The organism is Paraclostridium dentum, from assembly GCF_012922555.1.
Lineage (GTDB): Bacteria > Bacillota > Clostridia > Peptostreptococcales > Peptostreptococcaceae > Paraclostridium > Paraclostridium dentum.
The window spans coordinates 30,073-53,767 of the sequence record NZ_WIPK01000001.1; the positions used below are offsets into that span (position 1 = coordinate 30,073).

General features: G+C 27.8%; 17 protein-coding genes. 14 read left to right on the plus strand and 3 right to left on the minus strand.

What is annotated here, in order from left to right:
• Positions 1-183 precede the first annotated feature (183 nt).
• From recA to GFJ41_RS00175, 5 genes are all read left to right on the plus strand, one after another.
• Positions 184-1,236 carry a recombinase RecA gene (recA, locus tag GFJ41_RS00155; RefSeq protein ID WP_021428792.1) on the plus strand — a complete coding sequence of 351 codons (1,053 nt, stop codon included), beginning with the start codon at positions 184-186 and terminating at the stop codon, positions 1,234-1,236.
• 153 nt (positions 1,237-1,389) lie between these two features.
• Positions 1,390-2,913 carry a ribonuclease Y gene (gene rny / locus GFJ41_RS00160; protein ID WP_021428821.1) on the plus strand — a complete coding sequence of 508 codons (1,524 nt, stop codon included), beginning with the start codon at positions 1,390-1,392 and terminating at the stop codon, positions 2,911-2,913.
• 135 nt (positions 2,914-3,048) lie between these two features.
• Positions 3,049-3,972: a DUF523 and DUF1722 domain-containing protein gene (locus tag GFJ41_RS00165; RefSeq protein WP_150886166.1), complete on the plus strand. Its 924-nt coding sequence runs from the start codon at positions 3,049-3,051 to the stop codon at positions 3,970-3,972.
• A gap of 63 nt (positions 3,973-4,035) precedes the next feature.
• The gene (locus tag GFJ41_RS00170) at positions 4,036-4,311 is read left to right on the plus strand and encodes a hypothetical protein (protein ID WP_168931983.1); all 276 of its coding nucleotides are present in this window, start codon (positions 4,036-4,038) and stop codon (positions 4,309-4,311) included.
• A gap of 177 nt (positions 4,312-4,488) precedes the next feature.
• Entirely contained in the window at positions 4,489-6,267 is a 1,779-nt protein-coding gene (locus GFJ41_RS00175) for a UvrD-helicase domain-containing protein (protein ID WP_150886164.1), read from the plus strand.
• 25 nt (positions 6,268-6,292) lie between these two features.
• Here the strand turns inward: GFJ41_RS00175 and GFJ41_RS00180 are convergent, their stop codons facing one another.
• Positions 6,293-7,105: an undecaprenyl-diphosphate phosphatase gene (locus GFJ41_RS00180; protein WP_021428909.1), complete on the minus strand. Its 813-nt coding sequence runs from the start codon at positions 7,103-7,105 to the stop codon at positions 6,293-6,295.
• A gap of 139 nt (positions 7,106-7,244) precedes the next feature.
• Between GFJ41_RS00180 and GFJ41_RS00185 the strand changes: the two genes are divergently transcribed.
• The 5 genes from GFJ41_RS00185 (at position 7,245) to GFJ41_RS00205 (ending at position 14,260) form a co-directional block, all read left to right on the plus strand.
• Positions 7,245-8,153 carry a tyrosine-type recombinase/integrase gene (locus GFJ41_RS00185; protein WP_021428859.1) on the plus strand — a complete coding sequence of 303 codons (909 nt, stop codon included), beginning with the start codon at positions 7,245-7,247 and terminating at the stop codon, positions 8,151-8,153.
• 77 nt (positions 8,154-8,230) lie between these two features.
• Positions 8,231-9,673, plus strand: a complete 1,443-nt coding sequence (gene purB / locus GFJ41_RS00190; protein ID WP_021428812.1) for an adenylosuccinate lyase — start codon at positions 8,231-8,233, stop codon at positions 9,671-9,673.
• A 360-nt stretch (positions 9,674-10,033) separates the two neighbouring features.
• A complete protein-coding gene (gene yjeM, locus GFJ41_RS00195; protein WP_035114102.1) occupies positions 10,034-11,575 on the plus strand; it encodes a glutamate/gamma-aminobutyrate family transporter YjeM in 1,542 nt (513 codons plus the stop codon).
• Between the two features lie 183 nt (positions 11,576-11,758).
• Positions 11,759-12,685 (plus strand): hypothetical protein, encoded by a 927-nt coding sequence (locus GFJ41_RS00200; RefSeq protein ID WP_170074323.1) that lies wholly within the window; start codon positions 11,759-11,761, stop codon positions 12,683-12,685.
• Positions 12,686-12,790: 105 nt separating this feature from the next.
• Positions 12,791-14,260 (plus strand): alanine/glycine:cation symporter family protein, encoded by a 1,470-nt coding sequence (locus GFJ41_RS00205; protein WP_035114099.1) that lies wholly within the window; start codon positions 12,791-12,793, stop codon positions 14,258-14,260.
• 50 nt (positions 14,261-14,310) lie between these two features.
• Here the strand turns inward: GFJ41_RS00205 and aspD are convergent, their stop codons facing one another.
• Positions 14,311-15,933, minus strand: a complete 1,623-nt coding sequence (aspD, locus tag GFJ41_RS00210) for an aspartate 4-decarboxylase (protein WP_170074324.1) — start codon at positions 15,931-15,933, stop codon at positions 14,311-14,313.
• A gap of 321 nt (positions 15,934-16,254) precedes the next feature.
• On the opposite strand from aspD, the gene GFJ41_RS00215 reads away from it, so the two are divergent.
• Together GFJ41_RS00215 and GFJ41_RS00220 are read left to right on the plus strand one after the other, a co-directional pair.
• Positions 16,255-17,400 (plus strand): sensor histidine kinase, encoded by a 1,146-nt coding sequence (locus GFJ41_RS00215; RefSeq protein ID WP_081949180.1) that lies wholly within the window; start codon positions 16,255-16,257, stop codon positions 17,398-17,400.
• A 95-nt stretch (positions 17,401-17,495) separates the two neighbouring features.
• The gene (locus GFJ41_RS00220) at positions 17,496-19,361 is read left to right on the plus strand and encodes a hybrid sensor histidine kinase/response regulator (protein WP_170074325.1); all 1,866 of its coding nucleotides are present in this window, start codon (positions 17,496-17,498) and stop codon (positions 19,359-19,361) included.
• A gap of 231 nt (positions 19,362-19,592) precedes the next feature.
• Here GFJ41_RS00220 and GFJ41_RS00225 read toward each other — a convergent pair whose 3' ends face one another.
• Entirely contained in the window at positions 19,593-20,141 is a 549-nt protein-coding gene (locus GFJ41_RS00225; protein WP_035114093.1) for a metal-dependent hydrolase, read from the minus strand.
• Between the two features lie 176 nt (positions 20,142-20,317).
• Here GFJ41_RS00225 and GFJ41_RS00230 point away from each other — a divergent pair, with 176 nt between their 5' ends.
• On the plus strand, positions 20,318-21,886 hold the full coding sequence (locus GFJ41_RS00230) for a ClC family H(+)/Cl(-) exchange transporter (protein WP_035114088.1): 1,569 nt from the start codon (positions 20,318-20,320) through the stop codon (positions 21,884-21,886).
• A 73-nt stretch (positions 21,887-21,959) separates the two neighbouring features.
• Entirely contained in the window at positions 21,960-23,519 is a 1,560-nt protein-coding gene (locus GFJ41_RS00235; protein WP_170074326.1) for an oligosaccharide flippase family protein, read from the plus strand.
• Positions 23,520-23,695: the final 176 nt, after the last annotated feature.

The window sequence follows — 23,695 nt, forward strand, 5'->3', positions numbered from 1 at the left end:
GATAATTTAAACTTATGGAAAAATATGTATAAATTGATATAATTAAAGTTAATACTAATAAGGTATTATTTAATTGACTTTAAGTCATAAAAAATATATAATAAATATAGAACAAGTGTTTGATGAATATTTTACTTTAAGTAAAATTTTAATAAATGATTTTTAGAAGGGAAGGTAACATAAATGGCAGGAATACAAGATGAAAAATTAAAAGCGCTGAATTCAGCGTTATCTCAAATAGAAAAAGATTTTGGTAAAGGATCTGTAATGAAACTTGGAGAAGCTAAGGGAATGGCTATAGATGTTATACCAACAGGCTCTATTGGGCTTGATATAGCTATAGGTATAGGAGGTCTTCCAAAGGGTAGAATAGTTGAGATATATGGACCAGAATCTTCTGGTAAGACTACAGTTACTTTACATGCAGTAGCAGAAGCTCAAAAACAAGGTGGAATAGCAGCATTCATAGATGCTGAACATGCATTAGATCCAGTATATGCAAAAGCATTAGGTGTAGATGTTGATAACTTAATAGTTTCACAACCAGATACAGGAGAACAAGCGTTAGAAATAGCAGAAGCACTTATAAGAAGTGGTGCTATAGATATAATAGTAGTTGACTCAGTAGCAGCATTAGTTCCAAAAGCTGAAATAGAAGGGGACATGGGAGATTCTCATATTGGTCTTCAAGCAAGACTTATGTCGCAAGCTTTAAGAAAGCTAACAGGATCTATAAAAAAATCTAATTGTGTAGCAATATTTATAAACCAGTTAAGAGAGAAAGTTGGAGTTATGTTTGGTAGCCCAGAAACTACAACAGGTGGTCGTGCTCTTAAATTCTACTCTTCAGTAAGACTAGATGTTAGAAAAATAGACACTATAAAACAAGGCGATAAAGTTATGGGAAGTAGAACAAGAGTAAAAGTTGTTAAAAACAAGGTTGCACCTCCATTTAAACAATGTGAATTTGACATAATGTATGGAGAAGGTATATCAAAGGTTGGGGACCTATTAGATATAGCTGCAGATTTAGACATAATTAAAAAATCAGGAGCTTGGTATAGTTATAACGAGACTAGATTAGGACAAGGTAGAGAAAATGTTAAAAAGTTCTTAGAGGATAATAAAGATTTAACAGAAGAAGTAGACGGTTTAGTAAGAAAATATTACAAATTAGATGAAAATGCAGATAGCGCAGAGGAAAATGAAGATTCAATAGAAAATATTGGAGAATAATAGCTTGTATACCTCCTATTAACTTGACACCAGATTGAAAAAATTATAAAATTAAATAAGAATAAAATATTCTTATTTAGTTTATAAAAATAGATGTTATAAATACTGTAGTTGACGGTTTATTTAACAAAGGAGGTGGATGTCATAGAGGCAATGATAAGCGCTTTATTGGGAATATTTGTGGGTATTATAGTTGGTTATTTTGTAAGAAAAAACATATCTGAAGCTAAAATTGGTCAAGCTGAAAAGATGGCCGATGATATAATAGATAAGGCAAAAAAAGATGCAGAAACTTTACAAAAAGAAAAACTATTAGAAGCAAAAGAAGAGATCCATAAGTGGAGAAATGAAGCAGAGAAAGAGAACAAAGAAAGAAGAATTGAAGTTCAAAAGTTTGAAAGAAGAATAATTCAAAAGGAAGAGGTTTTAGATAAAAAACTTCAAGCTCTAGAGAATAAAGAAACAGTTCTTAATGATAAACTTAAAAAAATTGAGAAAAAAGAAGAAAACGTTGAAGCGATTAAAGTTCAACAATTAGAAAAATTAGAAAGCATATCTGGAATAACTTCAGACCAAGCAAAAGAAATTATATTAACTAATGCTGAAAGAGAAGTAAGAAGAGAGATGTCTATAATGATTAAAGAAATAGAATCTCAAGCTAAAGATGAAGCAGATAAGAAGTCTAGAGAAATAATAGGATATGCTATACAAAAATGCGCAGCCGATCATGTGGCAGAAACTACTGTAACAGTGGTTAACCTTCCTAACGATGAAATGAAGGGAAGAATTATAGGTAGAGAGGGTAGAAATATTAGGACATTAGAAACTCTTACTGGAATAGATTTAATAATAGATGACACTCCAGAAGCAGTAATATTATCTGGATTTGATCCTATAAGAAGAGAAGTTGCAAGAATTGCGCTTGAAAAGCTTATCGCAGATGGAAGAATACATCCTGCAAGAATTGAAGAAATGGTTGAGAAAGCTAGAAAAGAAGTTGATAATATAATAAAAGAGTTTGGAGAACAAGCTACTTTTGAAACAGGGGTTCATGGATTACATCCAGAATTAGTAAGACTTCTAGGTAGACTTAACTATAGAACAAGTTATGGACAAAATGTTTTAAGACATTCTATAGAAGTAGCTCATATAGCTGGTATAATGGCTGCAGAAATAGGAGCAGACGTAAAATTAGCTAAGAGAGCTGGATTACTTCATGATATAGGTAAGGCAGTTGACCATGAAATGGAAGGAACTCATGTTGAGATAGGTATGGACTTACTTAGAAGATACAAAGAATCTAAAGATGTTATACATGCTATGAGTACTCATCATGGAGATTATGAGCCACAAACTATAGAAGCTGTATTAGTTACAGCTGCAGATGCTATATCAGCTGCAAGACCTGGTGCTAGACGTGAAACACTAGAAGCATATATTAAACGTTTAGAGAAATTAGAAGAAATAGCTAATTCATATGATGGCGTAGATAAATCGTTTGCAATACAAGCTGGTAGAGAAATCAGAATAATGGTTAAGCCAGAAAATGTAAATGATGAAGATATACATTTATTAGCAAGAGATATGACTAAGAGAATAGAGGATGAATTAGAGTATCCTGGACAAATCAAAGTTAGCATAATAAGAGAAACAAGAGCAATAGAATACGCTAAATAAGAAAATAATTTAAGCGAATATATCAAATGATATATTCGCTTTTTTGATTTTTGAATTAAACAAAAAGAATAATTTATTTTAAATAAGATTAAAATACTAATATTAAAATTTATAAACATAATAGGAGATATAATTATGAGACGTCCCAAGTTATTAATCAGTAAATGTTTAGGATTTGAAAATTGTAGATACAATGGACAAGGATCAAGCAGTAAGTTCATTGACTCTTTAAAAGATTATGTTGAATTTTGTACAGTATGTCCTGAGGTTGAAATAGGACTTTCTACACCTAGAGAAGCTATAAGGATTGTTGACTATAATAATGAAAAAAAACTTATTCAACCGAAAAGTAATAAAGATTATACTGACCAGATGAAAAAATTTTCTCAAAATTACATTTCTAAATTGGAAGATATTGATGGATGTATATTAAAAAGCAAATCACCATCATGCGGGGTAAGAGATGTTAAAGTTTATCATAAAAGTGGTCAATCAACTTTAACTAATGAAAGCAATGGCTTTTTCGCAGATGAAATATTAAATTCACATGGTTATTTGCCTATAGAAAATGAAGGTAGACTTAAAAACTATTCAATAAGAGATGAGTTTTTGACTAAATTATTTATGATAAATAACTTTAAAAATGAAAAATGTGATATAAAAAAATTTCATCAAAATAATGAATTGCTATTAAAAAATTATGATGTTAAAATTTTTAGCCATTTAAACAATATGTGCAAAAATGAAGAATATGAAAATTACGCAAAAACATTATTTCAACTTTTAAATAAAAATAGAAATACAAAAAAAAATATTCAAACTATTTTAGATATATATAATAAATATGAAAAATACTTATCTTTAAAAGAAAAAGAAGTATTTGTTGATAATATAGTTAAGTACAGCAAAGATAAAATACCACTTAGTACAGTTTTAAATAATGTAAAAATATATGCAGCTAGATTTGAAGACGAAAAAATTTTAAGTCAAACTATATTTAATCCATATCCAGAGAGCTTAATAAATTTAATGGATTCTGGTAAAGGAAGAAGTTTATAAATCTATATAATAAAAAATTATAAAATGATAATAATAATAAAGAAAAATGAAAGGAGAAATGATATGTTAAATACTCTTGCTAAAAATCAATATGTAAAAATATCAAATTGCAACAAAAACGAAGATGTTGAATATGGAGTTGTTGTAAATAAAAATGAAGATAATTACGATATAATGAGTATTGGATTTGAAAATAAAAATGGAAATTTCTTAGAATATCCTCCTAATGTGGATAAATTAGTTCAAAGCTACAGTATAAGTGATGCTGATTTTGAAGAGGTAAAGAAAAATGAAATAAGAAGAAAAATGAATATATGGCTAGAGAGCCACTACAAATAATAAAAAATAGGTACTTTAAATAGTACCTATTTTTTATTATTTAGCAAATTTTTATAAAAAAAGAGTAATAAGGATGTTTCGTGGAAATAATAAATGGAAATAATATATTAAATATATCAAATATAGCAAAAAACTATTTAAAATGATATAATTATATAAAATGAGGGGGATGAGAAATTGAGCCAGTACATAAATATAAATTCCGAGCTAGATGCATTAAAGATAAAAGCATTTGAAAAGGTTTTTTATCAAAGTATGAAAGAGGAAGCTAATGTAGTGCCAAAGGTGACTCCTTTTAAAGGAATAAACACAGATCTTTTATATATAAAAGATAAGAGAGTTTTGTTTATAAAATTTATGGATACAACAGAAGATTTATTTATGCTCTTAGAAGATGAATTGTTAGAGGTAATGGAAGAAGAATATGATCTTTTAAGAAAGCAAATGAGCAAAATAGGTAATGATATTGAATATAACTACATATTTATAATGCCCCACGTATCTATATATGATAATGGAGATAATGACTTTGTAGAAAATAATATAATAGATAAAGAGAAGTTATACAAAATAATGAACTATGAAATTAGCATAGATGAATATTTAGGAAATCCAAATGATGAAATTTTACTTAACTTATTTATGTTACAAATTTGTCCTGAATATTATGTGATAAATAATAATCTTAACTTAAATAAAAATTTAAAGAAAATATCTTTTTCAAATGAAGATTATAGTTATACGGCTACTATGCTAGAAAGAAATCAAATTGAGAAAGTTGCCTCAGTTAAATATGGAGACACCTTATATAAAGGAGCATCTGGATGTGGAAAGACTACAATATTATTAGCAAGAGCTATCAAATTAGCTAGAATATATCCACACCATAAATTTGTAATATTTACTTATACAAAGCAGCTTAGAAATGAGCTGAAAGAAAGATTAGATATTTTATATAAAGATAACAACAATATAGAAATTCATACATTTACTTCTTTCTTATTTAAATTAGCAAAAGCATATAACTTAGTATTTGATTATAATATGCTAAAAAATACTCCGGATAAGGTATATAAAAACCTTGTTTTACAAGCTAAAAATACTGTAAAAAATAAAAGTATGTTCAAAGGAATATTTATAGATGAAATTGAATGTTTCGAACCAGAACAGATTGATTTTATAAGAAGCTTCTTATATAAGTCTAAGTATATATTTAATGCATTTGAGTGCAAAGGATTAAATATATTTAGCAATTTAAGTATATTTAAAAACTCTTGGGACAATATAGAGTTCAATGATGTAATAGAATTAAATGATAACTATAGGCAGAGCAATAATTTAGTTGAATTTGTAAATAATTTTGATAAAAATTCAAATGATTATATAAAGAGCATAAGACCTAATGTTACAAATGATATGTATTATTTATCAAACTACATTAGAAAGAGTAATAAGGCTGTAGATATAATAAAAGTTTCTGATATAGAAGAACAAATAAGTTCTGTAATATGGGAAATTGAATATTTAACTACACAAAAGGGACTTAGTTATTCTGATATAGCAATTGTATATCCATTTAATAAGAAAAAATTAAAAAATGGGAAAACTATATATTTCCAATATATGTTAAAGAAAGACTTGGAAGAAAATGAAATACCATATATATATGGTGATGATGAATTAACTAATGTAGCAAAAAAAGCTGGAGTTACAATAGCGAATATATATACTATAAAAAACTTAGAATATAAAGCTGTTATATTTTGTGAATTAGAAATGCTATATAACCATAGTATTAATGATATAAGTCAAGACTATCAAGTTAATGACTTTGTAGGAGATTTAAATAAAGTATATCTTGCTATAAATAGAGCTACAGATTACTTAAGCATTATAACTACTTTTAATGAAGGTGCAAGTGACATCATAAGGTTATTGGTAGAGTCAAAAAAATAAAAGAAGCACATAGTGCTTCTTTTATTTATATTAAAAATGTAAAGTATGCAAATACTATTATACCAAGTACTATTCTATAATAACCAAATGCCTTGAAGTCATGTTTCTTGATATAATCCATTAAGAATTTAATAGCAAATACAGAAACTATAAATGCTGTTACAAATCCTGCACCTAATACTAACCACTCAAATCCAGAGAAGGCAGCACCAGTTTTTACAAGTTTAAGTGCACTTGCACCAAACATTGTAGGTATTGCTAAGAAGAATGAAAACTCAGCAGCTACATATCTAGATGTACCTAATAATGCAGCACCTATAATAGTCGATCCAGATCTTGAAGTACCTGGTATTAAAGCTAAACATTGGAATAGTCCTATTCCTAAAGCTAATTTATATGTAAGCTGTGAAAAATCATTAACCTTAGGTTTTTTATTTCTGTTCTCAATTAAGATCATTATAACCCCATAAACTATAAGAGTTATTGAAACTGTTGTAGGGTTGAAAAATAATGAGTCTATAGCATCATCAAATAAAACACCTAGTATTCCAGATGGAATTACTGCTATAATAACCTTAATCCATAAGTTAATTGTATCCTTTTTCTCTTTTTCTGTTTTAGAAGAATCTAAAGGATTTAATTTTTTAAAATAAAGTGTTAAAACAGCAAGTATAGAACCTAATTGGATTACAACCATAAATGTGCTTACAAACACCTGCGATAAATCAAATTTAACGAATTGTTCAACTAATATAAGATGACCTGTACTACTTACAGGTAGCCACTCAGTTATACCTTGAACTATACCAAGTATAATGGCTTTAAAAATTTCTAACAATTTTAACTACCTCCTAATTTAAACTAATTTAACCATACGTTAAAGTATACCAATATTAATAAATATATTCAATATTTTAAAAAGGTATTTAAAAATAAGTTAGAAATTTAATAATTATAAAAAGACAGGGGGACTACACATGGAAGAAAATGCAATTTTAAATGAATATGAATATGAAATCTTTAAAGGATTTTCAAAAAAGCATAATCCAGCAACTAAGCATGACTACTTAAGCAAAGTTATATTATTTAAAGAATACGTAAATAATAAAGACTTAGTAAGTGTAACTAAAGAAGATTGTAGTGGATTTATAGAATTTGTAAAAGATAACTATGCAAAATCTACATCTGAAAAAATATATAGTTACTTACATAGTTTTTATAATTATATGAAAAATGAAGAGTACATAGAAATTAACCCTTTTAAGCTAGTTAAAAAACCAAAAGTAAGTAGAATAAAAACTAAGGATGACGTTCTTAGTATTCAAGAAATAAACCAAATTATAGATACGTTGCCTAGATTAAATATGAGAGATAGATTAATAATGGTATTTCTTATAACGACTGGATGCTTACTAAATGAATTAGTAAATTTAAAGTGGAAAGACTTGATGGTTGATGAAAACAACAATGCATACGTAAGGTTAGGAAAAGGTAGAAAGGAAAGGGTTGTAAAATTACATCCACATTGTTTTTCTAAAATAGAAGAATATAGAATATACCAAGGACTGCCGTCGTGTATAATGCCAACAGAAGACTTTGTATTTACTAGCCAACAAAGAAATTCTATAACAGATAGAAATGTAAGGATAATTGTGAAAAAAGCCTTGGATATGGCAGGACTTAGCAATTATTCAGCAAAAGATTTTAGACATTCATTTGCAGCTATAAGTTTAAGGCTTGGAGCTGGAGAAGAAGAAGTGAAAAATCAACTTGGTTGGAGTGATAAATATTATGCAATAAGATATAAATATGTGCTTAACTTTGTAGATAGTGAGAGTATTGATTATATTATATCAAGTGATAAAATGAACATAAATAAAAAATAACTTGTTATTGTTCGTTTAATTATATATAATTAAAATTATAATAATAATATAAAGACACAAGGAAGGTGCTAAATAGAATGGAAAATAAATATAGTACATATGCAAATCCATTAATAGATAGATATTGCAGTAAAGATATGAGTTATATATTTTCTCCACAATGCAAATTTTCTACATGGAGAAAACTTTGGGTTGCATTAGCTGAATCAGAAAAAGAGTTAGGGCTTAATATAACAGATGAACAAATAAATGAATTAAAAGCTAATATCAACAATATAAATTTTGATGAAGCTAGAAAAATAGAAAAAGAAGTAAGACATGATGTTATGAGTCATGTAAAAGCTTATGGATTACAATGTGATAGTGCTAAAGGAATAATACATTTAGGAGCAACTAGTGCATATGTTGGAGACAACACGGATGTAATTCAAATGAATGAAGCATTAAAACTTATAAGAATAAAATTAGTAAACTTAATAAATAATTTAAAAGAGTTTGCTTTAGAGAATAAAGATATACCAACTTTAGGATTTACTCATTTCCAAGCAGCTCAACTTACAACAGTAGGAAAAAGAGCATGCCTTTGGGCTCAAGATTTAGTAATAGATTTAGAAGATTTAAACTTTAGAATAGAAAATATGAAGCTTAGAGGTGTAAAAGGAACAACTGGAACACAGGCTAGTTTCTTAAGTCTATTTGAAGGTGATGATGAAAAAGTAAAAGAATTAGATAAACTTGTATGTGAGAAGATGGGTTATAAAGCATCATATGCAGTAAGTGGACAAACATATACTAGAAAATTAGACTACCAAGTTATATCTATTTTATCAGGAATAGCTCAAAGTATGCATAAGATGACTAACGATATAAGACTTTTACAAAGTTTAAAAGAGTTAGAAGAACCATTTGAAAAAAATCAAATTGGATCATCTGCAATGGCGTATAAAAGAAATCCTATGAGAAGTGAAAGAATAGCTTCATTATCTAAGTTTGTTATAGGGGAATCTTTAAGTCCTGCATTAGTGCAAGCTACTCAATGGTTAGAAAGAAGTTTAGATGACTCTGCAAATAAAAGATTAGCTATACCTCAAGCTTTTATGGCAGTAGATGCTATACTTGAAATAGGTATAAATGTAACTAATGGACTTGTTGTTTATGAAAACATAATAAACAAACATATAAATGAAGAACTACCTTTTATGGCTACAGAGACTATTCTTATGGAAGCTGTAAAAAGAGGTGGAGATAGACAAGAGCTACATGAAGTTATAAGAGAATATTCAATGCAAGCTGCAAAGAGAGTTAAACAAGAAGGAAAAGATAATAACTTATTAGAGCTAATTCTTATAGATTGCGATACATTTAAGATGTCAAAAGAAGAAATTCTATCAATAATGGATCCTAAAAACTTTGTAGGAAGAGCTCCAAAACAAGTTGTTGAGTTTGTTGAGGATGTAATAAATCCTGCTATAAGTGAGTATAAAGATTCTATAGGAATGAAAATAGATTTAAATGTATAAAAAATAGAGGTTTTTAACCTCTATTTTTTGTGGATTTTAAAATTAAATTTTAAAATTTCACTTACAAATTATAAAGGAAAAATTTGATATATATATATGTAAATATTTAAAAATATAGCGGAAATACTAAATAGTATTAAAAATAAAAAATAGGCATTAATATAAGGTAAAATGTAGGTTTTTGTTAAATTAAGTTAATAAAATCTGAAAATTCAATTAAACTTAAAAAGTATTGGAAAGTTTGTAGAATTATGATATTATATGTAAAGCGGAAAAGGTTAAACATTTAAATAGATAGAAATCTAATGAAATGACCTTTGATGTAAACAGTATTATTATACTTCATGAGGAGGAAAACAAATGGCAGGAAATACTAACAATGCTAAAAAATTAACATTAGTACCCCTAGTACTTATGATATTCACATCTGTATTCGGGTTCGCTAACATGCCGAGAGCGTTTTTCCTAATGGGATACGCAGCAATACCTTGGTATTTATTAAGTGCAATTTTATTCTTTATACCGTATGCATTTATGATGGCTGAATACGGATCTGCATTCAAAAAAGAATCAGGTGGTATGTATTCATGGATGGAAAAATCTGTAGGACCTAAATATGCATTCGTAGGAACATTTATGTGGTATGCATCTTATATTGTATGGATGGTAAACGTTGCATCAACTTTATGGGTTCCATTATCAAACGCAATATTTGGATATGATGCTACAGCTAGCTGGTCTTTATTTGGATTAACTTCAGTTCAAACACTAGGAATACTAGGAGCATTATGGATAATATTAGTTACTTATGTATCAACTAAAGGTATAGAGAAGATAACTAAGGTTACTTCTGTAGGTGGTACAGCAGTTGCATTATTAAATATAGTTTTACTAGTAGGTGGGGTTTTAGTCGTAATAATGAATAAAGGACAATTTGAAGAGCCTGTAACAAACGTAGTTAAAGCGTTTACAACTTCTCCAAACCCAGCTTATCAAACACCATTAACTGTATTATCATTCTTAACATTTGCAATATTTGCATTTGGAGGATTAGAAGTTTTAGGTGGATTAGTTGACCAAACTGAAAATGCTGAAAAAACATTCCCTAAAGGACTTACTTTAGCAGCTATAGTAATATCTGTAGGATATACAATAGGTATATTTGCTTGTGGTATGTTCACTAACTGGAGTGAAGTATTATCAGGACAAAATGTAAACATGGCTAACGTTGCTTATGTATTAATGCAAAACTTAGGATACCAATTAGGTATGGCATTTGGAGCTAGTCAATCAGTAGCATTAACTATGGGTGCTTGGGTTGCTAGATTCGTTGGATTATCAATGTTCTTAGCATTATCGGGAGCATTCTTCACATTAACTTATTCTCCATTAAAGACTCTTATAGAAGGAGCACCAAAGCAAGTATGGCCTGGTAAATTAGGAGAAATAAAAGATGGAATGCCTATAAATGCTATGAAAGTTCAAGCTATAATAGTTGTAGCTATGATACTTTTAGTATCATTTGGTGGTAAGAGTGCAAGTGAGTTCTTCGCTTTACTAGTACTTATGACTAACGTTGCAATGACAATACCTTACTTATTCTTATCAAGTGCATTCCCTGCATTTAAGAAAAAGCAATTAGAAGGTAAAGTTGACAAAGCATTCGTAGTTTATAAGAGTGTTGGAATGGCAACAACTTTCGCTGTAATAATAGGTATATTAGTTGGATTTGCTAACGTATTCACTATAATAGAACCAACATTATCTTCTCCAGCAGGATTAAGCAAAACATTAACTATGATAGCTGGACCAGTACTATTCGGAGTTATAGGATTCTTCTTATATAGTAGATATGAAAAGAAACATGTAAAGAATAGTGACAATAATAGAAAAGCAAGCTAATATTTTAGCTATATTATAGAGAAATACACCTACTATTAAATTAGTAGGTGTATTTATTTATATATAAAAATATACTTATTTTGACAAATGAGTATATTTTTATATATAAATAAACAAATATTTAGTATACTATAATAGTACTAAAGCTAATTAAAGATACAAAAGACATGGGAGGTACAAGTATTGTTCAAGAAATTATTAAATTTTATAAAAGTTACTAAAGAAGAAAAAACATCTACAGAAGAAGTTGAAATTAAAGATAAAGTAGAAGAAGAAAACACTACTGATTTTGATGTACAAACTATATATGAAATCAAAGATGTAGAGATAAATTTGAATAGTAAAGAATTAGAAAATAATATAATTGAAGATGTAATTGAAATGAAAAATGAAAAAGTTGAGGACATACAACTAGAGGATCAAGTTGTTGTAAAAAAACAAATAAACTGTGAAGATAATATAAATATAACTAAAGAAGAAAATGTTACAGTAGAAATTCCAGAAGAAGAAAAACAATATGTAAAATTAATAAAAATACAAAGAGAAAAAAAAATAAAAGCTATAGATGTTTACACAAATGATGAGATCATATTTGAAAGTTATAAAGATTGTAGTAAATCATTAGGTGTTCCAATGCAATATATAAAAGAAAATCTAGAATATGGATATACTGACTTTTTTGGAGAAGCTGTAAACTTTTTAAGTAAAAAGCTTAAATTAGATGTAAGTAATAAATCTATGGGCGATAAAAATATAGTTGAAATATTTAATTTTTTACATAATGAATTATGGAACCCTGATATGGATGAAGAAAAAAGAGAAGAAATTCTATGTAGCGAAAAAATAGATCCAGTGCATATGCACTATAAATTTGAAATAATGGATGATGAATATGATGATTACTATAAGAAGTATGGTAAAATAATTCGTCGTGGTGGTAAGAAAAAAATTGAACTTGTAGATAAAAAAAATGAAGTCATAGACGTATTTAAATCATTAGATGATTGTGCCGATTTTTTTGGTAAGAACAAAAGTGAAATAACCGAACGATTAAAGTGTGGTGAATGTAAAATTGGTAGATACCAAATAAGGTACAGCCTGAGACGATAGTTAATTAATAAACTATATAAAATGAAAGAAAAAATGGAAACAAATTCATAAGTCTGAATATATTCTATTAAGAAATTAAAAATTTCTAAAAATATAGGAGGGCTTATGGAAAGTATAATAAATTCCATCAATAACATTTTATGGAGTAATGCACTTATTGCATTATGCTTAGGAACAGGATTATATTTCTCGTTAAGAACAAGATTCTTACAGGTTAGACACTTAAATGAGATGGTAATACTTTTGGCAAAAGGCGAAAAATCGGATAAAGGTATATCATCATTTCAAGCGCTTTGCACATCATTGGCAGGAAGGATAGGTACTGGTAATATAGCAGGCGTTGCTACAGCTATTGCTATGGGAGGTCCAGGAGCTTTATTTTGGATGTGGGCTATTGCATTTCTAGGAGCTGGGTCAGCTTTTGTTGAATCTACATTAGCTCAGATTTACAAAGAAGAAGACAATGGTGAGTATAGAGGAGGACCTGCATACTACATTGAAAAAGGTATGGGAGTTAAATGGTATGCTATATTATTTGCAGTAGCAACGTTAATTGCTATGGGAATTTTTCTTCCAGGAGTACAATCAAATTCAATTTCAGCGGGAATAGAAAATGCATTTGGAATAAGTAAGTCTATATCTGGATTAGGAATTATAATACTGCTTGGATTAATTATATTTGGTGGAATAAAAAGAATTAGCTCTTCAGCAGAACTTATTGTACCATTTATGGGGTTAGCATATATATTAATGTCACTGGTTATTATAGCTGTAAATATTGAAAAATTGCCAGAAGTTATAACTTTAATATTTAAATCAGCATTTGGAGCAGAACAGGCATTTGCAGGTATTTTAGGTTCTACTATAGCTTGGGGAGTAAAACGTGGGGTATACTCTAATGAAGCTGGGCAAGGTACAGGTCCACAAGCAGCTGCAGCTGCAGAAGTATCTCATCCTGCTAAACAAGGGTTTGTTCAAGCATTTTCTGTATATGTAGATACATTATTTGTTTGTTCAGCTACTGGATTTATGTTATTAATGACAGGTAAATATAATGTATATAATGCAAGCAATCAATTTATTGTTCAAAATTTACCTGGGGTTGAAGTTGGGCCTGCCTTTACACAAAGTGCAGTAGATACATTGATACCTGGATTTGGATCGGCATTTGTTGCTGTAGCTCTTTTCTTCTTTGCATTTACAACACTTATGGCATATTACTATATTTCAGAAGTTAACTTAGCTTATTTAGCAAAGAGAATATTAAACAATAATGAAAAAACTAAAAAGGTATTAATAAATATATTAAAAGTAGTTATACTAGCATCAACATATTATGGATGTGTTAAAACATCTACATTAGCTTGGACTTTAGGTGATATAGGTGTAGGTGTTATGGCTTGGATAAATATAATAGCTATATTAATAATTGCAAAACCAGCACTTATAGCACTAAAAGATTATGAAGAGCAAAAGAAACTGGGAATACCTAGAGAAAAAATTGACTTTAACCCAATTAAACTTGGAATAAAAAATGCAACTTTCTGGGAGCAAAGAGTAAATAATAAAAAATAAGCAAAATAATAAAAATAGCTTCTAAATTTTAGAAGCTATTTTTATTATTGTTATTTATTTTTTTTCCATGTATATACATAAAAGCTTAATACTTCTTTTATTGAATTTCCTATGAATGTATAAGACTCATCATCTAAGTTTGCTAATGAGACTCTAACAGACCACTCAGGACCAAAGAATCCATGACCACTTAGTAAAACTATAGAGTAATTGTTAGCTAGTTTAAATAACATGTCTGCAGGCTTATAATTGTCTTTTATGAAATTAGCAAAATCTTCACCGTAGTTATTTGTAGCCCACTTCATTATATCGAATATTACATAATAAGAAGCATCGTTTTTGTTTTCTATTAACTCTACTCCTAAAGCATCATAGAAAAGCTTTTGTCTACGTTTACATATAGATATATTTACGCCTTTATAATTATCATCTTTGTCTATTAAAGCAAATGCTGAGAAAAATGCCATTTGAACTTGTTGAGGAGTTGATAAACCAGCAGTATGGTTAAGTGCAACCATTCTACTATCTGCAACTATTCTGTCCATAAATGATATTTTATCTGGGTTTAAACTCATATCGCTATAACGTTTATTTACAGATGCTTTTAAGTTATCAGGTAATTCATTTATAAGTTTTTCAAATACATTATTTTCATGTAAAGCTAAAGTACCTAAACGCCAACCAGTTACACCAAAGTACTTAGAGAATGAATAAGCTCCTATAGTGTTATAAGGTAAGCTAGCCATTAAAGATTTAAAACCAGGTACAAAAGTTCCATAAACATCATCAGATATTATCATCAAGTTAGGATGATGGTTTGTAACTACATCAACTAAATTATTACAGCTATTTTCATCTAATGCTATAGATGCTGGATTGTTAGGGTTAACTAAAAATAAAGCTTTTATAGATTTATCACAAAGTTTTTCTAATTCTTTTTTAGAATATTGCCAAGTGTGATTATTATTTTCATCTATTTCATCTGCATTTATAAAAACTACATCAAAGTTATATCTAGGTAAATGTGGTATTTCTAAATAAGGTGTAAATATAGGAGTCATAATAGCTATTTTATCACCTTTTCTTAATAACTCATTAGCCATTAAAGAGTCGAATATATAACACATAGCAGCTGTTGCACCTTCTACTGCAAAGATGCTTAAAGGACCACCTTTTTTAGTATCGTATTTCATTTCTTTTATTAAATACTTAGTAACTATTTGCTCTATATGAACGAGTATTCTATCAGGAGATGGATAGTTATCACCTATTATTGCATCAGCTAATTCAAATACCCAAGAGTCTGGATCAAAGTCAAATTCTTCTATTCCATAATCAACAATATCTTTAGCCAAATTAGCTCCAGGCATATTTAAATTGTCATAAATATATTGATAAAAACGAGTAGCGATTCCTTCTTTTTTTGGCATACCAGCTAAATCGCCTTCGTTCCAAGTTCTACGAGTTTCGTTAACTGCAAATTGCCCAAATGTAAAAAATGCTTCACGAGGTGTTGCTGCTGTCCAGTTTGGATTACCACGACCAGCATCTAAAACTCTCCTTCCGCTTTCCATAGCTCTGAACTTAGCAAGCTTTATTAACTTGTCTTTAAATTCAAAAGGGCTAATTTTTCCATAAACATCATTGATTTCTTTAAAGTTATATCTGCGCATATATATACACACTCCTTTTTTATCTGCAATTAATATCTATAATGTAACAAAATATTAAAAAGTTTACCCATTTAATATATATATTATTATATATAATTTTTAAGAAAAATAAAGTATAAAATAAAAAGAAAGAAAATTTAATAAAGTTTAAATATATTAAAACTTAAATTAATAATACGAAAGTCGAAAAATACTTTAATTTGTTTGGTTTTAAATAAAATGTCTAAAAAAAAAATGAAAATATCAAAGGAAATCATGAGAAAAAAATAGAAATTTTTAATATAATTATTTTTAATTTGGTTTTTATAAGTGGGGGGTAAAATGAAATATAAATGTATTGAGGAAGATATATTAAAATCCTCGCCTACTCCATATATAGTTGGAGAAATATGCAAAACAACAGATAAAAAAAATGTAATAAAAATCAATTCTATAAGTGAAACACTAAAAAACATTTTAGCTACGGATGAAACTGAGATAGTAGGCGAAGAAAAATTTCATATTTTAGATGAAAATAAAAGCATAGATATATTTGAGCATATAATAAATGAAAAAAAAGTAAGCGTTAATATTAAAAATAGTAACTCGAATTTTGAATTAATATCTACAAACTTATATGATAATAATTATGTAATTTGGTTTGTTGATAAAAATGAACAAATAGAACATGAAATCAACAATAAAATAAGAGGTGATTTTTTTGCTAATCTATCTCATGAACTTAGAACACCATTAAATATAATTTTTAGTTCACTTCAGGTTTTAGACTTAAAATTAAAAAATATAGAAAAAAAAGAAGATCAATCAATCACAAAATACATAAATATGGCAACTCAAAATACCTACAGATTACTTAAATTAGTAAACAATCTAATTGATTCAAACAAAATAACAGCTGGATACTTTGAATATAATCCTCAAAATTACGATATTGTATATTTTGTAGAAAGTATTTGCCAATCTATCGTAGACTTTGCTAAGCAAAAAAATATAGAAGTTATATTTGATACGGATATAGAAGAAAAAATAATTTCTTTCGACTTAGATAAAATGGAGCGAATAATATTGAATATATTATCTAATTCAATTAAATTTACAAAAGAACAAGGAAAAATAGAAATTTACATAAGAGAATCAAATGAAATGCTAGAAATAGAAATATCTGATGATGGAATAGGAATACCTCAAAATAAACTAAATTCTATATTTGAAAGATTTAAACAAGTAGAAAATAATACAATAAGAAGTGGAGAAGGTAGTGGAATAGGTTTATACCTAGTGAAAAGCTTAGTTGATATGCATGGTGGGGATATAGCTGTTGAAAGTGAACTTGGATCTGGGACAACATTTAAGATAAGGATACCTGCCGAATTAGAAGAAGAATATGAATGTAATATAATAGAAAAAAACCTACAAAATTCGTATATAGAAAAAATAAAAGTAGAATTTTCTGATATTTATGCATAAACAAAGGTCTCGATTACAAATTGTAATCGAGATTTTTGTATTTATTTGCTATAATTAAAGTATAAATTCGGGATACAGAATAAGGGGAGATAAATTTGGTCGTTCATAGTTATGAAGATGTTTTGCAAGTATGTCCTATACCGTATGTATGGGGAAAACGTATAAGTAATAAAAATGGAAGTTTTGACTATATAATTGAGGGTGGAAATGAATTACTACTAAAAAAATTAAAAATGGAAAGTGAGGAGGAGATATTAAATAAGGATGTATGTGAGATATTAGGGATATCAAAAGATGAAATTGAATTATTTGATAAAGTAAGTAATAATAAATTTACAAGATATCAGTATGTTTGTAATTTAAAAGATATATATAAAGTAACTTTAAATATAGATAAATATGATAATTTTTATATGTGGTTTCAGGTTTATCATGTAAGTAGCAATTACAACTTACTAATCCAAAATAATTTGAAAGCTATAATTTGGACAAAAGATATTAATGGTAGATACATAAAAATCAATAGGAACTTTGAAGAATTAGTAGGCATGCCTAAAGGGGAAATAATAGGTAAAAAAAATAAAGAACTTGAAATTCACAATGGATTTGAACATATGGAAGAATATGAAAAGCTTATATTAGACAAAAAAGAAGATGCTATTGAAAAAATAATATTTGAAGATAATAAATGGGTAAGCATTTTTATACATCCAATGATTGATGAAGATAAAAATGTCATAGGTACATATGGTTTTAAGATTTATGATTATGTAAATTCAAAAACTCCAATAGGAATAGAAAATAGAAATAAAATGTTAGAGATAATTGTAGATAACTTACCTATACCTATTTTTTATAAGGATGTACAAGGTGTGTACCTATATTGCAATGAAGCTTTTGGAGAATTACTAGAATTAGATAGAAAAAAAATTATTGGTAAAAAAGATTATGATTTGAATTTAAAAGAAGACAAAATAGTAGAATATAGGGAAGCTGATGACAAAGTAATAAAACATAAAATTACAAATGTATATGAAGATTTTATGGAAAGAAGCGCAGGGGATAAATATGTAGAAATAACTAAAGTTCCTTTATGGGATTATAGAAAAAAGGTAATAGGTGTAATTGGGATTATAATAGATTTAACTCAAAAAAAAGCCACCGAAAGAGAACTTGAAAAGCTTAGATTAGACTTTTTTTCAAATTTAACTCATGAATTTAGAACTCCATTAAATCTAATATTTTCATCGCTTCAGTTAATAGACCAAAGTATCCCAAAAATAGAAAAAGGGGACCTTAATATATTAATACGATATCTAAATATAATAGATCAAAATGGTATGCGGCTTTTAAAATTAGTAAATAATTTAATTGATTCAACAAGAATTGATTCAGGGTGTGTAGATTATAATCCTCAAAATCAAGATATAATAAGTTTTGTAGAAAATATATGCGATTCAGTTGTAGAGTTTAGTAAGTCTCAAAGCATAGAACTAATATTTGACACTGATCAGGAAGAGAAAGTAGTATCTTTTGATAGTGACAAAATGGAGAGAGTAATACTAAACTTATTATCTAATGCAATAAAATATAATAAGGAAAATGGTCAAATAGATGTAGGTATTAGATGTAACCCAGAACATATAAATATAAGTGTTAAAGATACTGGAGTAGGAATACCTAACGATAAAATTAATGATGTATTTGAGAAATTTAAGCAAGTTGATAATAGATTGACTAAAATAAGTGAGGGTAGCGGAATTGGATTATCTATAGTTAAGTCTTTAGTTGAATTACATGATGGAACTATAAATGTAAACAGCAAAGTAGGAGTTGGAACAGAGTTTGAAGTGAAAATTCCAAATCAAATAGTTTTACAAGATTCAAGTAAAAATTCTATTCAAAATGAATCTATTGATATAGACAAAAAAATACAAATAGAGTTTTCTGATATATATTAATAAAAAGCCTAAATCAAGTATGTAGTAACAATTACTTAATTTAGGCTTTTTTACGCTTAAGAAAATTATACTTAACTAACTTTTGTGGATAACTTATGTAACATAGTTATGCAAATGTTTTGGTAAAAGTAAAAAATGACATTTTGAGCAACGGACGGAGTCGTTGGCGACATAAAGTGGTTCGCAGACGTAGTCGCTCAAGTGAAGCGAATTTTTTATTAACATGTTGTACTAAATTTTTATATTGAGTAAGTAGTATAAGTTATAAAATATTAAATTTATAGAAATAAATTTTAAAACCTTATTAACATATCTTTCACCTTTTGAACTGGTTTTTAATCTGGATAGCTTGAAATTAAAACCTAAAGGGAAAAATAAATCAACACCTTCATATGTGAAAATGTCTAATAATATATGAGAGGCATATCCCAAAAACATACCATATGCGGAACAAATCAATATAATATTTTTATCACCTATTAAAACTACTAATTTTAGAAACTCTGATAGAATTAATAAAAATAAAAGACTATGAGTAAATCCTCTATGTTTTGTTCGCTTTGAAATAAACTTTGACAAGTGAGGCCATTTTTTACTCATATAAGACTTTCTAGTATCTAAATCAGGTAACAAAGATCCCAAATTAGCAAACTGAAAATAAATAAAAAAAAGCATCAATTTATATAAAGTATTAAAGTTATCTAAATATGCATTACTAAAAGCAGAAAACGTAAGAGCTGCAATTAAGTATCCTCCAGATGAATGTGTTTCCTTTGTCATTAAAATACCCTTTCTAATAATTGGTTATTTAAACCTTATTATATATCAAAAAAAATGAATATGGAATCGAACAAATATAAAAACTTAATTTATTTGAAAATAATATACTGTATACAATTTAAAAATATAACAATTAGTAGTATAATAAAAATGATGGGAAAAAAGGAGGATGCTAAATGGAGAAAGAAAAAACATGCAATCTATTAAAGCATACTGAAAATTTAAAGTTTAAACTTATATTAGAAAGTACTATAATAGGTGCGATTGTTGGAGTTACGATAGTACTTCACAGAATATTATTAGAAAAAGTAACTAATGTATTTATGTGGTTTTACTCTAATAGTAGAGGAAATTTAGTAAATACTATATTGTTATTTGGATTATTAATCATAAGTGGATATGTAGTAGGTCTTATGGTAAAAAAAGTACCATTAATTAGTGGTAGTGGTATACCTCAAGTAGAAGGAATACTAATGAAAAAATTAAAAGGCAGTTGGTTAAGTGTTTTAATAAATAAATTTGTAGGTGGACTTATAGCCTTAGGAGCTGGATTATCTCTAGGAAGAGAAGGCCCTTCTGTTCAAATGGGAGCCAGTATAGGTGAGGGATTTGCAAAAATATTTAAAAGAGTTAGTGTTGAAGAAAAATATTTAATAACTAGTGGAGCAAGTGCAGGGTTAGCAGCAGCTTTTAATGCTCCTATATCAGGTGTAATGTTTGCCTTAGAGGAAGTTCATAAAAACTTTTCACCATTAGTACTACTTTCTGTTATGGCATCTGCATTAATGTCTGATTTTATTACAAAAACATTTTTAGGAATTGGTAAATCTCTTAATTTTGTAGGAGTTAAAGTATTAGATTTAAAGTATTATTGGTTATTAATAATATTAGGTATCATAGTAGGTATAAGTGGTGTTATATTTAATAGCGGAATTTTAAAAACTCAATCAATATTTAAAAAATCAAAATTAAGTACTGAAATAAAAGTAATAATCCCGTTTTTAATAACAGGTGTTGTGGGATTAACTGCACCAATTTTATTAGGTGGAGGACATGAACTTATAATGTCTTTAGATAAAAGCTCTATGACATTAAAAATGCTATTATTATTTTTATTAGTTAAATATTTACTTACATTTGTAGGATTTGGATCAGGAGTTCCAGGAGGGATATTCTTCCCACTATTAGTATTAGGAGCATTAATAGGTAATATATTTGGTATAGTAGCAGTTAATGTGTTTGACATTCCTAGTATATATATCCTTAACTTTATAATACTTGCTATGGCAGGAAACTTTGCATCTATAGTAAAAGCTCCTATAACGGGAATTATACTAATATGTGAAATGACAGGAAGTTTTGACCATTTATTATCTCTTGCAATAGTATGTGTAGTAGCATATGTTACATCAGATTTATTTAAATCAGAACCTATATATGAAAGCTTACTTGAAAGATGCTTAGAGAGCGGAAATGATAAATTTGAATCTAACTCATCTAGAAAGAGTTTAATGGAAGTTGCAATCCATTTAGGTTGTGAAATAGAACATAAAAAAATAAAAGATGTAAAATGGCCAGAAAATTGTTTAATAGTATCTATAACAAGAGGCGGTAAAGAAATAATTCCAAGAGGTGACACTACATTACTCGGAGGGGATTATTTAACGATAATGGCAGATGAAGAAAATTCTGCATGTGCTCTAGATTATGTAACAGATTTAACATCTAATATAAAATTATTATAGAATTTTATTGAGTGTAATCACATATATATTAAAAATGTACAAGGTACAAATTTGATATATGATAGGTGATTGCATGAGAAGAAAAAAGCTTATAATAAATGCAATAATAATGACATTCTCAACTATTATATTTGGATTTATATCTATGTTTTTCAGGGTATATTTATCCAAGAAAATAGGACCGGAAGGAATGGGATTGTATCAGCTTATAATGTCTGTATATATTATGGCTGTAACATTTTCGAGTGCTGGAATCAGAATAGCAATTACAAGGCTTGTTGCAGAACAAGTAGGAAAAGGAAATAACAAGGGTATAAGAACTATAGTAAATAAAGGATGCATATACAGTTTGTTTTTTAGTATAGTAACATCTATTGTGCTTTTTTATGGAGCGGAATATATAGGAAATGTATTTTTAAAAGATGCAAGATCTGTGCTATCCTTAAAAATATTAGCTTACAGTTTACCGTTTATAGGAATTTCTTCTTGTTTAAGTGGTTACTTTTATGGAGCAAGAGAAGTTGTTAAATCTGTTTCCGCAGAAATTTTAGAGCATTTGTTAATGATGGCAATTTCAATAGCAGCTATTACTATATTTGTAGATACTAATATAGAAAACATATGTGCACTTATATGTGTAGGTATGGCTGTAGGTAATATAGTATCTTGCATATATGCCTACATATTGTGTGCACTTAAAACAAGACCATTAAGCAGAACTGTATGTTGCAGTAATTACAATGAATGTAGAATTAGTGACATAAGCAAAATAGCATTTCCAATAGCATCAAGTTCATATATCCAAAGTGGACTTAGAACTATAGAAGATATATTAATACCTAATGCTCTTAGAATGTCTGGAACTTCAATTTCAGCATCTTTGTCAATATTTGGAATGATAAAAGGTATGGCACTTCCTATAATAAATTTTCCAGCAGTATTTTTAAGTTCCTTTGCAACTTTGATAATACCAGAAATATCAGAAGCACACTCGTTAAATAGGAATAAAATGGTCAATTTTATAATTTCTAATGTATTTAGAATAACATTTATAATATCAATATTTGCATCAGGTGTTTTTATTGCATTTGCAAGTGATATAGGAATCGCAGTTTATAGCAATAAAGATATAGGGCCTATAATTAGAATTTTAGCCCCAGTAATACCTATAATGTATTTAGAAAGAATAATGGATGGGATTTTAAATTCTTTAAATAAGCAAGTTGCATTGTTAAAAATAAATTTGTTTGATATGGTTATTAGAATTCTTATAATATACTTTATAATACCTACAAAGGGCATAGAAGGGTTTATATTAGTTATATTTGTAAGTAATATTATTAACTTTGGATTAAATATGATAAATGTTTTAAAAACTACTAAGTTACAATTTAAAATGTTTAATTGGGTTATAAAACCAATTTTATGCATAGGTGTAGCTGTTATAGTAGCTTCATTTATAGGATACAATATTATAAATAAAATATTTATTTCTATGGCTATATATATAGCTATGCTTATAATAACTAGATGTATAAGAATAAAAGATCTTAATTGGGTAATAGATAGCTTTAGGCTAGCAAAAGATATAAATGTACATAGTATAAAATTATATAGTGATAGATATATATAAGAAAAGAGTTTGCATATTGCAAACTCTTTTCTTGTATTTAAATAGAAATAAATTTTGAGAAATTATTGAATATTAAGAAATATATGGATATAATTAACGTGTAGAAAAAAATAGTATATAAATGAAATTAAAACCATGAAGGTTAATCATGTCGTAAGACATGTAACTTTTGTGGT

Coding starts and splice junctions, on each gene's coding strand:
- GFJ41_RS00205 (WP_035114099.1), top strand. CDS start 12,791: ATGGAAAGTATAATAAATTCCATCAATAACATTTTATGGAGTAATGCA.
- GFJ41_RS00230 (WP_035114088.1), top strand. CDS start 20,318: ATGGAGAAAGAAAAAACATGCAATCTATTAAAGCATACTGAAAATTTA.
- GFJ41_RS00225 (WP_035114093.1), bottom strand. CDS start 20,141: ATGACAAAGGAAACACATTCATCTGGAGGATACTTAATTGCAGCTCTT.
- aspD (WP_170074324.1), bottom strand. CDS start 15,933: ATGCGCAGATATAACTTTAAAGAAATCAATGATGTTTATGGAAAAATT.
- GFJ41_RS00235 (WP_170074326.1), top strand. CDS start 21,960: ATGAGAAGAAAAAAGCTTATAATAAATGCAATAATAATGACATTCTCA.
- purB (WP_021428812.1), top strand. CDS start 8,231: ATGGAAAATAAATATAGTACATATGCAAATCCATTAATAGATAGATAT.
- GFJ41_RS00170 (WP_168931983.1), top strand. CDS start 4,036: ATGTTAAATACTCTTGCTAAAAATCAATATGTAAAAATATCAAATTGC.
- recA (WP_021428792.1), top strand. CDS start 184: ATGGCAGGAATACAAGATGAAAAATTAAAAGCGCTGAATTCAGCGTTA.
- GFJ41_RS00215 (WP_081949180.1), top strand. CDS start 16,255: ATGAAATATAAATGTATTGAGGAAGATATATTAAAATCCTCGCCTACT.
- GFJ41_RS00165 (WP_150886166.1), top strand. CDS start 3,049: ATGAGACGTCCCAAGTTATTAATCAGTAAATGTTTAGGATTTGAAAAT.
- rny (WP_021428821.1), top strand. CDS start 1,390: ATGATAAGCGCTTTATTGGGAATATTTGTGGGTATTATAGTTGGTTAT.
- GFJ41_RS00185 (WP_021428859.1), top strand. CDS start 7,245: ATGGAAGAAAATGCAATTTTAAATGAATATGAATATGAAATCTTTAAA.
- yjeM (WP_035114102.1), top strand. CDS start 10,034: ATGGCAGGAAATACTAACAATGCTAAAAAATTAACATTAGTACCCCTA.